Genomic DNA, 10,694 nt, shown 5'->3' on the forward strand with positions numbered 1-10,694 from the left:
TCCTGTGCTTCCGGTCTGCGTAAGGTAGCCGGAAGCTTTTATTCAGGAGAAAGACATGTTTATCAGGAAAGTGCACCATATCGCCATTATCGCCAGCCATTATGAAACCAGTAAGGCTTTCTATTGCGACGTGCTGGGTTTTACGCTGATGGGTGAAGTGTATCGGGAAGCGCGGGATTCCTGGAAAGGCGATCTGGCGCTGAACGGCGAGTACGCTATTGAACTGTTTTCGTTTCCTTTTCCGCCTGCGCGGCCGGACGGCCCGGAAGCCTGCGGCCTGCGCCATCTGGCATTCAGCGTGGAGGATATCGAGGCGGCAAAGCAGCATCTTGAAGAGAAGGGCGTCAGCTGCGAGGCGATCCGCGTCGATCCGCTGACCGACAAGCGCTATACCTTCTTTAAAGATCCGGACGGTTTGCCGCTGGAGCTGTATCAGGCGTAAAATAGCGCCTGGCCGCTGTCGGCCGGGCCTTTTTGCTTCAGGGATTTGCATGTCACTGTCCGATTTTCAACACCATCTTGCCGGACAACGGCAGCTGCTGGTGGCCTTCAGCGGCGGCCTGGATTCCAGCGTGCTGCTGCACCAGCTGGTCTGCCTGCGTCAGCAGCACGCCCTCACTTTACGCGCCATTCATATTCATCACGGCCTTAATCCGCTGGCGGAAAGCTGGGCGACGCACTGTCGGCAGCAGTGCGCGCGCTGGCAGGTGGCGCTGGAAGTGGTGTATGTGCAGGTCGACGGGCGGGAAAAAGGCATAGAGGCGGCTGCCCGCGAGGCGCGCTATCAGGCGTTTCGTCAGCACCTTCAGCCCGGCGAATGCCTGTTGACCGCGCAGCATCTGGACGATCAGTGCGAAACGCTGTTGCTGGCGCTGAAAAGAGGCAGCGGGCCAGCCGGGCTGGCCGCTATGCCCGTCAGCAGCAGGCTTGATTCATATCTGCACCTGCGGCCGCTGCTGACGCAGACGCGAGCGCAGCTGGAGCAGTGGGCGGCAGAACATCAGCTGAGCTGGGTTGAGGACGACAGCAATCAGGATACGCGCTACGACCGTAATTTCCTGCGTCAGGTTATTCTGCCCGAACTGAGCGCGCGCTGGCCTCATTTTGCCCGCGCGGCGGCGCGCAGCGCGGCCCTGTGCGGCGAGCAGGAACAGCTGCTGGATGAGCTGCTGGCTGAATCGCTCCGTTCGCTAATGGATGAAAAGGGCGCGCTGGCGATAGCGCCGCTGGCCGCGATGAGCGACAGCCGACGCGCCGCGCTGCTGCGACGCTGGATAGCGCAGCATCAGGGGCTGATGCCTTCGCGGGATGCGCTGGCGCGTATCTGGCAGGAAGTGGCCTGTAGCCGTGAAGATGCGGAGCCGCGCCTGCTGTTGGGCAATGTTGAAATCCGGCGCTTTCGCGGCCGCCTGTACTGGCTGCCGGTCGCCGTATCTGTCCGTGATGAGGTGCTTGCCTGGCCTTTGACGTCTTTATCGCTGGCGCTGCCGGCTAAAATGGGCAGGCTGGTACGCGGTGACACAGGCACAAAAGTGCGGGTGCCGCAGGCTGACGAGGCGGTCAGCGTGCGCTTCCAGGCGCAGGGGAAAATACATATTGTCGGACGCGCGGGCAGTCGGCCGATAAAAAAAATCTGGCAGGAGCTTGGTGTGGCCCCGTGGCTGCGCGAGCGCACGCCGCTGCTGTTTTATGGCAATCAGCTGATTGCCGCCGTGGGCGTCTTTGTTACCCGTGAAGGCGATCCGAAAGAGCAACCCGGCTGGCAAATCAGCTGGCAACAGGATGAGCAATGAAAAAAGTAATCGCGTCGGCGCTGCTGCTGGCGATCAGTTTCCCCGCGCTGGCGGGCAACGCGCAGAGCGGCCAGCAAAAAGCCGCCAGCTGTCAGGGCTGTCACGGCGCCGCAGGCAAAGCCGCCGTGTCGCTGTATCCCAATCTGGCGGGCCAGAATGCAGACTATCTCGATCACTCGCTCCACGCCTATCAAAAAGGCGAGCGCAGCGGCGGCCAGGCAGAGGTGATGAAAGCTTTCGTAGCGGGACTGAGCGATGAGGATATGGCGGATCTGGCGGCTTACTATGCGGGCCTGAAGCCCTGACGACGGAGGGCGGAATAGCTTCCGCCCGATTGGGGGTTAGTCAGACTCGCTGACCACGACGGTACCCAGTTCAGGGTGGCTGAAACTGGCGATATGATCCAGACGCAGCTCGCGGATCTCGCCTGAGAGATCGACGACCAGGTATTCCACCTTCTTGCGCAACAGCATATCTATGGCCTTTGCCTTCAACTGCTCGCCGTCCTTCAGCGCCAGCGCCAGCGTCAGCTGTTTCTGGCAGGCAAGTTCCAGATTGTCGTAATCATCGCAGTTGATCGGTTGGTATTCATTCGTCAACATAATCGCTCACCAATAAGTTAGCAGCAGCAAAAGCTGCCTGTTCCCTGATTGAAGAGTGTAGCTCAGGATTTGCGGCTACCTCATTCAGTGCTTTTAAAACGCAAGCTATCGCGTCCGGCACGTATCCCAGATCGCCGCTGCCGATTTCAGCATATTTACGACGAACTAATTCACAATACTTTTGCACATGCACCTCAAGAATTTTCTTTGGCGACCTGACGACTATAACACAGGATTTCACGGGAAATCAGCCAGGCGGAGCGTGATTTGCTGCCCGCACGGGTTACAATGCCCGACAACGACTATAAGGAATACCATGGCACTTAAAGCGACAATTTATAAAGCCACCGTCAACGTGGCCGATATGGACAAAAACGTGTTTCTGGACAGCGTGCTGACGCTGGCCCGACATCCTTCCGAAACGGAAGAAAGGCTGATGCTGCGTCTGCTGGCATGGCTGGTTAACGCGCATGAAAGGCTGACCTTTACGCGCGGCCTGAGCGCGGAAGACGAGCCGGAAATCTGGCTGATGAACGATCACAACGGCATTGAGGTCTGGATAGAGCTGGGGCTGCCGGACGAGCGGCGGTTAAAAAAAGCGTGCAATCGCGCAGCCCGCGTATACTTGTATACTTATAACGCCCGCGCCGCGCAGATTTGGTGGCTGCAAAACCAGAATAAGCTTCAGCAGGCGAACCTGACCGTGCGTTTCCTGGATGATGAGCAGCTGAAGGCGCTGACGCAGCTTGCCTCACGCTCCATGACGCTCCAGGCGACCATTCAGGACGGCACCATCTGGCTTTCCGACGAGCAGCAGCATCTGGAACTGCGCTTTACCGACTGGCTGCTCGACGGTAAACCGGCATGATCGTCCTGTCACGCCACGCGACCATTCCCGATAGCGAGCTGGAATTAACCGCTATCCGAGCGCAGGGGAACGGCGGTCAGAACGTGAATAAAAGCTCTACGGCGATCCATTTACGGTTTGATATTCGCGCCTCCAGCCTGCCGGAGTTTTATAAAGAGCGGCTGCTGTCGGCCAGTCACCATCTGATTACGCCGGAAGGGATAGTGATTATCAAGGCGCAGGAGTATCGCAGCCAGGAGATGAATCGTGAAGCGGCGCTGAAAAGGCTGGAAAACCTGATCCAGGAGCTGACGGTAGTCGAAAAAACAAGGCGGGCCACGCGGCCCACGCTGGCGTCTAAAAAGCGGCGGCTGGAGGGCAAGGCGCGCAAAGCCACCACCAAATCGCTGCGCGGCAAAATGCGACGCGTGCCTGACTGATCGTATGACAGAGGAGGGAAAGTGAAAAAGGTTCTGATTGTTCTGGTGATATCGCTGTTCTTTGGCCCGCTGATGGGCTGTCAGAACTACGATGCGGCGGCAACGGTGCAGCCGCGCGAGGCACAGGTGCAGAACTATCGCGGCGTTATTCCCTGCGCCGACTGTGGAGGCATCCAGGTCACGCTCTCTTTAGAGCAGGGCGGGCGCTACCGTTTGCAGGAGCGCTATCTGACCGACGAACACGTTGAAAATCAGCAGCAGGGCCACTGGTCGCGCACGGCGGAAAAACTGGTGCTGGTATCGGATCAGGGAGAGAAGCGCTATTTTCGGCCGCGCGACAGCGGGCTGGAGATGACGGACGCGAGCGGCGAAGCGCTATCGACCACGCTGAACTATCGGCTGGCGCCGGTAGAAACGGGCAGCTGAAGCGGCGGACAGAACGCCCGCCGCCTGACGACTACTTGTTGATTTCGGCCAGCAGGAAATCCAGGATTTCGCCTGTTTTAATCATCTGCTTCTCGCCCGCGCGGCGGGATTTGTACTCCACTTCCTCGCTGTCGAGATTACGGTCGCCGATGACGACGGTGTGCGGCACGCCAATCAGTTCCATATCGGCAAACATCACGCCAGGACGCTCTTTGCGATCGTCAAGGATCACGTCGATGCCTTTAGCGCGCAGCTGAGCGTACAGCTCTTCCGCCAGCTCCTTCACGCGGAAGGATTTGTGCATATTCATCGGCAGAATAGCCACCTGGAACGGCGCCAGCGCCGCAGGCCAGATAATGCCGCGCTCGTCATGGTTCTGCTCGATAGCGGCAGCCACGATACGCGTGATGCCGATGCCGTAACAGCCCATGGTCAGCACCTGATTGCGGCCGTCTTCGCCCTGCACGGACGCTTTCATCGCTTCGGAATACTTGGTGCCGAGCTGGAAGATATGACCAACTTCGATGCCGCGCTTGATCAGCAGCGTGCCTTTTCCATCCGGGCTGGCGTCGCCTTCCACCACGTTGCGCAGATCGGCCACGCGCGGCAGCGGCAGATCGCGCTGCCAGTTGATGCCGGTCAGGTGCTTGCCGTCCTGGTTCGCACCGGCGCAGAAATCGCTCATCATCGCGACGGTGCGGTCAACCACGATTGGCAGCGTCAGGCCGACCGGGCCAAGGGAGCCAGGGCCTGCGCCCGTTGCCGCGCGAATCTCCTCTTCGCTTGCAAAGGTCAGCGGCGCGGCGACGATATCAATTTTTTCGGCTTTGATTTCGTTAAGCTCATGGTCGCCGCGCACAATCAGCGCAACCAGCGAATGGCCGCTCTCTTTGGTTGCCTGTACCAGCAGCGTCTTCACGGTCTTCTCAATCGGCAGCTTATGCTGTTCAACCAGCGCCGCGATGGTTTTCGCGTTCGGCGTGTCGATTTCCACCATTGGCTGGGTGGCGTCTGCACGGCTGCCGGCTGGCGCAACGGCCTCGGCCAGTTCGATATTCGCCGCGTAGTCGGAGCCGGTAGAGAACACGATATCGTCTTCGCCGCTCTCGGCCAGCACCTGGAACTCATGCGAGGCGCTGCCGCCGATGGAGCCGGTATCGGCCTGCACGGCGCGGAAATCCAGGCCCATGCGCGCAAAGCTCTGGCTGTAAGCGCGATACATATCATCGTAGGTCGCCTGCAGCGATTCCTGCGAAGTATGGAACGAATAGGCATCTTTCATGATGAACTCGCGCGAGCGCATTACGCCAAAGCGAGGGCGTACCTCATCGCGGAACTTGGTCTGGATCTGGAAAAGATTCAGCGGTAGCTGCTTATAAGAGCTCAGCTCGTTGCGGATCAGATCGGTGATCACTTCCTCGTGCGTCGGGCCAAGTACAAAAGGGCGGTCGCCGCGATCGACCAGGCGCAGCAGCTCCGGTCCGTACTGCTCCCAGCGTCCGCTTTCCTGCCACAGATCGGCGGGCTGCACGACCGGCATAGAGATTTCGATAGCACCGGCGTTGTTCATCTCTTCACGCACGATGTTTTCGACTTTTTTCAGAACGCGCAGGCCGGTTGGCAGCCAGGTATACAGCCCGGAAGCCAGTTTGCGGATCATTCCGGCGCGCAGCATCAGCTGGTGGCTGATCACTTCAGCGTCGGCAGGCGTCTCCTTCTGGGTGGAGAGCAGATATTGAGTAGTACGCATGAGTTACGATTCCAGTTAAGCAGAAAGCTACATTAAGCCAGGCTAAATAATTGCTGGCGGCTAGTGTACCAGCGTGGTCAGAGACTCAAAAGAGACAGAAGATAAATTAACGACGCTCTACGGCGGTCACCAGCGTGCCGGAGGCGTCGACGCGCCAGCGCACGTTGAAATCCAGCAGCCAGGCGGCGTATTCCCGTTCCGGCTCTTCGCCTTTGCGGTAGGCCGGACGCGGATCCTGGGCCAGCACTTCGGCGATAAAACGTTGCAGATGCGGATAGCGCGCGCCGTGCTGCGCAATCTGCTGGACGGCCTGCGGCGAAAACGCTACCGGCATAGAGGCTTCCGGCGCCTCCTGCGCGAAACCCGCGCGCGCGGCAGGGATCGACTCGGCGAAAGGCAGGTAGGGCTTGATATCCACTATCGGCGTGCCGTCAACCAGATCCAGACTGCCCAGTTCCAGCACAACTTCGCCTTTTCCCGTCCGGATGCCCTTCAGCTCTACCAGCGACATGCCGATCGGGTTGGGACGAAAGGTGGATCGGGTGGCGAAGACGCCCATGCGCGCATTGCCGCCCAGCCGGGGAGGGCGAACGGTGGGTCGCCAGCCGCCTGCCATCGTCTGGTGAAACACAAACAGCAGCCACAGATGGCTGAACGCTTCCAGCCCGCGCACCGCTTCCGGCTGATTATAGGGCGACAGCAGCCGCAGCTCGCCGCCGCCGTCCTGGATCAGGCCTGGCTGACGCGGAACCGCGAACTTCTCTTTCCACGGCGAATGGATAGTGCCAATTGGCTGGAAGGTAAAACTCATTGGCCGCTGACTTTCAGGGCGGAACCCTGGCACACCGCCTGGCGGTAGCAGCCCTGGGAATTGGTGACGATTTCACACTTGTGCAGCAGCACCGCATTGGCTTTCATCGCGGAGGCGCGGATCTGCATTCTTTTACGGGCGGTGGCGATAGCAGGCGGCGAGCTTTGTCTGCTGCTCTGGCAATCTTCGCCATAGACTTCGCCCAGATCGCGGAAAGGCTTGCTGACCAGATCGCTGGCGTCGCTGTAAAGTTTTACCGGTGCGGGACGCGGCGCGGGTTTGCTCCTGACTGGCTCAGTTTGTGCAGGCTGCTTAAAAGGCTCTACGGGCTTATAAGGCTTATGCAGCAATGAACACCCTGTCAGCGAAAGGGCTAACAAACAGAGCGGTACAACACGCATGGGAACATCCTCATTGTCGGTAAAAGAGGCGTTATTGAAGCAAGCCCGGCGGCAAATAACAAGCGCGCATAAATGAACAAAGCGGGCTGTTGCCCGCTTTGCTGAGGTGACGGCCAGGTGACCGCCAGAATAGTGTGGTACTGAAAGGAAATTACCAGCCTTTCACCGCGCCGCCGTTGAAAATCTTATTAGCCGCTTCGCTGACTTCGTCGGACTGATAGGCTTCAACGAATTTCTTCACGTTTTCAGCATCTTTGTTATCTTCACGCGCCACGATCAGGTTCACGTAAGGAGAATCTTTATCCTCAACGAAGATGCCGTCTTTGGCCGGCGTCAGGTTGATCTGGCTGGCATAGGTAGTGTTGATCACCGCCAGCGCAATTTGCTGATCGTCCAGTGAACGTGGCAGCTGCGGCGCTTCCAGCTCAACCAGCTTAATGTTTTTCGGGTTTTCTACCACGTCCAGCACGGTCGGCAGCAGGCCGATGCCGTCTTTCAGCTTAATCAGACCTACTTTCTGCAGCAGCAGTAGCGAGCGGCCAAGATTAGTGGGATCGTTCGGAATGGCAACCTGCGCGCCATTCTGCAGCTCGTCCAGCGACTTGATCTTTTTCGAGTAGCCCGCAATTGGATAAACGAAGGTACTGCCAACAGGCACCAGCTTATAGTTGCGATCTTTGATCTGCTGATCCAGATAAGGCTTGTGCTGGAAAGCATTAACGTCGATATCGCCCTTGCTCAACGCTTCGTTCGGCAGGACATAATCATTAAAGGTGACCAGCTCTACATCCAGACCATATTTATCTTTGGCGACCTTTTTGGCGACTTCGGCAACCTGCTGCTCGGAACCTACAATCACGCCGACCTTAATATGGTTAGGATCCTTCTCTTTCTGATCGCACCCGACCAGCGCCAGCGAACCAATCAGCGCACCCACAGCGGCAATCGTTTTAAAATTAAACATATCCTTTCCTTAATCTGTAAGAAGCGTTATTTACTTGTGGGTGACAGCACGAACAATGCGGTCGCCACAGAACTGAATCAAATAAACCAGAACCACTAACAGCACCAATACGGTATTCATCACGGTGGCGTTGTAGCCGATATAACCATACTGAATACCGATTTGTCCCAGACCGCCCGCGCCGACGGCGCCGCCCATGGCCGAATAGCCGACCAGGGTAATAAGCGTAATGGTCGCCGCATTAATCAGGCCGGGAAGGGCTTCCGGCAGCAGCACTTTTTTCACGATCTGCAACGGCGTCGCGCCCATCGCCCGCGAGGCCTCAATCAGGCCATGCGGCAGCTCCAGCAGCGTGTTCTCTACCATGCGCGCGATAAAAGGCGCGGCGCCGATGGTTAACGGTACGATAGCCGCCTGTAAGCCAATCGAGGTGCCGACGATCATGCGGGTAAACGGGATCATCCAGACCAGCAGGATAATAAAAGGAATGGCGCGGAAAATATTCACCAGCGCGGATAAAAAGCGATACAGCCCGCGGTTTTCGATAATCTGGCCCGGACGCGTTACGTACAGCAGCACGCCAAGCGGCAGGCCGAGCACGAAGCCAAAGAAACCGGAAACAAAAGTCATGACCAGCGTTTCCCATACGCCACGGCAGAGCAGCAGAATCATTGCCTCAGACATAACCTAATACCTCTACCTTTACATGGTGTTCCTGCAGAAAAGCGATTGCTGTCTGCGTATCAGCCGCTGCGCCGTGCATTTCCGTCAGCATAATGCCGAACTTAACGCCGCCCGCGTAATCCATCTGCGCGCTGATAATATTGTTGTTAACGTTAAAACGGCGGGCTGCTTCCGACAGCAGCGGAGCATCTACGGACTTGCCGGTAAATTCCAGACGTAATAAAGGGACGCTTTCCGGTTTCGCCGTTGCCGACAGCCGCGCGGCATAATCTTCCGGAATATCCAGATGCAGCGTGGACTGAATAAACTGCTGTGCCAGCGGCGTCTTGGGATGAGAAAAGACTTCGCTGACCGTGTCCTGTTCAATCAGCTTGCCGTTGCTGATCACGGCGACGCGATCGCAGATGCGTTTCACCACGTCCATTTCATGGGTGATTAGCAGGATAGTGATCCCCAGGCGACGGTTGATATCTTTCAGCAGCTCCAGAATCGCTCTGGTCGTCGCCGGATCGAGGGCGCTGGTGGCTTCGTCGCACAGCAGCACTTTAGGATTGGTGGCCAGCGCGCGGGCGATAGCGACGCGCTGCTTTTGTCCGCCGGAAAGATTGGCAGGCCAGGCGTCCTTTTTATCCGCCAGACCAACCAGTTCCAGCAGCTCGTTAACCCGCGAGTCGATCTCGCTGCGGGAAAGCTTGCCCAGCTCCAGCGGCAGCGCGACATTGCCCGCAACGGTACGGGAGTTCAGCAGGTTAAAGTGCTGGAAGATCATACCGATTTGGCGGCGCGCCTGGGTCAGCTGGCTTTCTGAAAAGGCGGTTAAATCCTGGCTATCCACTAACACGGTGCCTGAGGTAGGACGCTCAAGCAGATTCACGCAGCGGATAAGCGTGCTTTTCCCGGCGCCGGACGAGCCGATTACGCCATAAATTTGTCCGGCGGGCACTTCCAGGCTGACATCCGTCAGCGCGGTAATAGTGCGGGTGCCCTGTCGGAACACTTTGCTGATATTTTGAAGTTTTATCATTTTATTATCGTAATAGAGTGGGCCGTGGCAAATATTCGTCTGCACTTTCCTGCAGAGAGCTGCGAGTGGATGGTAAGGCATCCAGACGTCTGAATCAATCAATGCGCGCTTAAGGGGCATTCTCTCTGCGGATACAAACGTGCGATACTCTGTCTTAACATTAGTAGCAGGAGTTTCCACGTGACGAACAAAGTCCCCGCAATATTTCTCGACCGTGACGGTACCATGAATATCGATCGCGGCTATGTCCATGAGATCGACAACTTTCAGTTTATCGACGGTGTTATCGAAGCGATGCAGGAACTGAAAAAAATGGGTTTCGCGCTGGTTGTGGTCACCAACCAATCTGGTATCGCTCGCGGCCTCTTTACGGAAGATACCTTTATGCAGTTAACGGAGTGGATGGACTGGTCGCTGGCCGATCGCGAAGTCGACCTGGACGGCATCTATTATTGTCCTCACCATCCGGAAGGCGTAGTGGAAGAGTATCGTCAGGAATGCGACTGCCGTAAGCCGCAGCCGGGCATGCTGCTCTCTGCCCAAAAAGAGCTGAATATCGATATGGCGGCTTCTTATATAGTAGGCGACAAAATTGATGACCTGCTGGCAGGTAAAGCGGCAGGTGTAGGCACAAAGGTATTAGTGCGCAGCGGCAAGCCGGTAACGGAAGAGGGCGAAAATACAGCAGATTGGGTGATAGATAGCCTTGCTGACCTGCCTTCGCGCATCAAAAAGCGCTAAAAAGCAGCGTTGCGAGCAAAAATAGAGCGAACGATAAAAAAGTTCATTTTTACGCTTGCCTTTCCGCGGCGCCTCCCTATAATGCGCAACCACTGAGACGGCACAACGGCTTACAGCCAGCGGCTCAGGAGGTTCAGGAAGCTGAATCGCCGGAGAAAAACTTCTGAAAAAGAGGTTGACTCTGAAGGAGGAAAGCGTAATATACGCCACC

Annotated in this window: 15 protein-coding genes; 7 read left to right on the top strand and 8 right to left on the bottom strand. The window is 57.2% G+C overall.

Going from position 1 to position 10,694, the window contains the following annotated elements; genetic code table 11:
- Nucleotides 1–55: 55 nt before the first annotated feature.
- Genes QCD69_RS13875 through QCD69_RS13885 form a run of 3 tightly spaced genes read left to right on the top strand, consistent with a single transcriptional unit; the run spans nt 56 to nt 2,098 of the window.
- Nucleotides 56–442, top strand: a complete 387-nt coding sequence (locus tag QCD69_RS13875) for a VOC family protein (protein ID WP_125290528.1) — start codon at nt 56–58, stop codon at nt 440–442.
- A 49-nt stretch (nt 443–491) separates the two neighbouring features.
- Nucleotides 492–1,793, top strand: a complete 1,302-nt coding sequence (gene tilS, locus QCD69_RS13880) for a tRNA lysidine(34) synthetase TilS (protein WP_301252445.1) — start codon at nt 492–494, stop codon at nt 1,791–1,793.
- On the top strand, nt 1,790–2,098 hold the full coding sequence (locus QCD69_RS13885; protein WP_253455370.1) for a c-type cytochrome: 309 nt from the start codon (nt 1,790–1,792) through the stop codon (nt 2,096–2,098). Before tilS ends, QCD69_RS13885 begins: the two co-directional genes overlap by 4 nt.
- 36 nt (nt 2,099–2,134) lie before the next feature.
- On the opposite strand, the gene rof is transcribed toward QCD69_RS13885, so the two are convergent.
- Nucleotides 2,135–2,395, bottom strand: a complete 261-nt coding sequence (rof, locus tag QCD69_RS13890; RefSeq protein WP_301289610.1) for a Rho-binding antiterminator — start codon at nt 2,393–2,395, stop codon at nt 2,135–2,137.
- Nucleotides 2,382–2,582, bottom strand: a complete 201-nt coding sequence (locus tag QCD69_RS13895) for a YaeP family protein (protein WP_125290532.1) — start codon at nt 2,580–2,582, stop codon at nt 2,382–2,384. Before QCD69_RS13895 ends, rof begins: the two co-directional genes overlap by 14 nt.
- A 129-nt stretch (nt 2,583–2,711) precedes the next feature.
- On the opposite strand from QCD69_RS13895, the gene QCD69_RS13900 reads away from it, so the two are divergent.
- The 3 genes from QCD69_RS13900 to QCD69_RS13910 are packed head-to-tail and all read left to right on the top strand — an operon-like array spanning nt 2,712 to nt 4,108.
- A complete protein-coding gene (locus QCD69_RS13900; protein WP_253455369.1) occupies nt 2,712–3,263 on the top strand; it encodes a YaeQ family protein in 552 nt (183 codons plus the stop codon).
- Complete coding sequence (gene arfB, locus QCD69_RS13905) at nt 3,260–3,682, top strand: alternative ribosome rescue aminoacyl-tRNA hydrolase ArfB (protein WP_253455368.1); 423 nt, start codon at nt 3,260–3,262, stop codon at nt 3,680–3,682. Before QCD69_RS13900 ends, arfB begins: the two co-directional genes overlap by 4 nt.
- A gap of 21 nt (nt 3,683–3,703) precedes the next feature.
- Nucleotides 3,704–4,108, top strand: a complete 405-nt coding sequence (locus QCD69_RS13910) for a copper resistance protein NlpE N-terminal domain-containing protein (protein WP_301252447.1) — start codon at nt 3,704–3,706, stop codon at nt 4,106–4,108.
- 31 nt (nt 4,109–4,139) lie between these two features.
- Here the strand turns inward: QCD69_RS13910 and proS are convergent, their stop codons facing one another.
- The 6 genes from proS to metN form a co-directional block, all read right to left on the bottom strand.
- Entirely contained in the window at nt 4,140–5,858 is a 1,719-nt protein-coding gene (gene proS / locus QCD69_RS13915; RefSeq protein WP_301252448.1) for a proline--tRNA ligase, read from the bottom strand.
- A gap of 106 nt (nt 5,859–5,964) precedes the next feature.
- The gene (gene tsaA / locus QCD69_RS13920) at nt 5,965–6,669 is read right to left on the bottom strand and encodes a tRNA (N6-threonylcarbamoyladenosine(37)-N6)-methyltransferase TrmO (protein ID WP_301252449.1); all 705 of its coding nucleotides are present in this window, start codon (nt 6,667–6,669) and stop codon (nt 5,965–5,967) included.
- The gene (gene rcsF / locus QCD69_RS13925) at nt 6,666–7,070 is read right to left on the bottom strand and encodes an Rcs stress response system protein RcsF (protein ID WP_253455364.1); all 405 of its coding nucleotides are present in this window, start codon (nt 7,068–7,070) and stop codon (nt 6,666–6,668) included. Before rcsF ends, tsaA begins: the two co-directional genes overlap by 4 nt.
- 151 nt (nt 7,071–7,221) lie before the next feature.
- The gene (locus QCD69_RS13930) at nt 7,222–8,034 is read right to left on the bottom strand and encodes a MetQ/NlpA family lipoprotein (protein WP_253455363.1); all 813 of its coding nucleotides are present in this window, start codon (nt 8,032–8,034) and stop codon (nt 7,222–7,224) included.
- A 30-nt stretch (nt 8,035–8,064) separates the two neighbouring features.
- Nucleotides 8,065–8,718 carry a methionine ABC transporter permease MetI gene (locus tag QCD69_RS13935; protein ID WP_125290540.1) on the bottom strand — a complete coding sequence of 218 codons (654 nt, stop codon included), beginning with the start codon at nt 8,716–8,718 and terminating at the stop codon, nt 8,065–8,067.
- Nucleotides 8,711–9,742 carry a methionine ABC transporter ATP-binding protein MetN gene (gene metN / locus QCD69_RS13940; RefSeq protein WP_253455361.1) on the bottom strand — a complete coding sequence of 344 codons (1,032 nt, stop codon included), beginning with the start codon at nt 9,740–9,742 and terminating at the stop codon, nt 8,711–8,713. The genes QCD69_RS13935 and metN overlap by 8 nt, the downstream gene beginning before the upstream one ends.
- A 180-nt stretch (nt 9,743–9,922) precedes the next feature.
- On the opposite strand from metN, the gene gmhB reads away from it, so the two are divergent.
- Complete coding sequence (gene gmhB / locus QCD69_RS13945; RefSeq protein WP_301252450.1) at nt 9,923–10,483, top strand: D-glycero-beta-D-manno-heptose 1,7-bisphosphate 7-phosphatase; 561 nt, start codon at nt 9,923–9,925, stop codon at nt 10,481–10,483.
- Nucleotides 10,484–10,694: the final 211 nt, after the last annotated feature.

The sequence above is a fragment of the Erwinia sp. PsM31 genome (assembly GCF_030433775.1).
Taxonomy (GTDB): Bacteria; Pseudomonadota; Gammaproteobacteria; order Enterobacterales; family Enterobacteriaceae; genus Erwinia; species Erwinia aeris.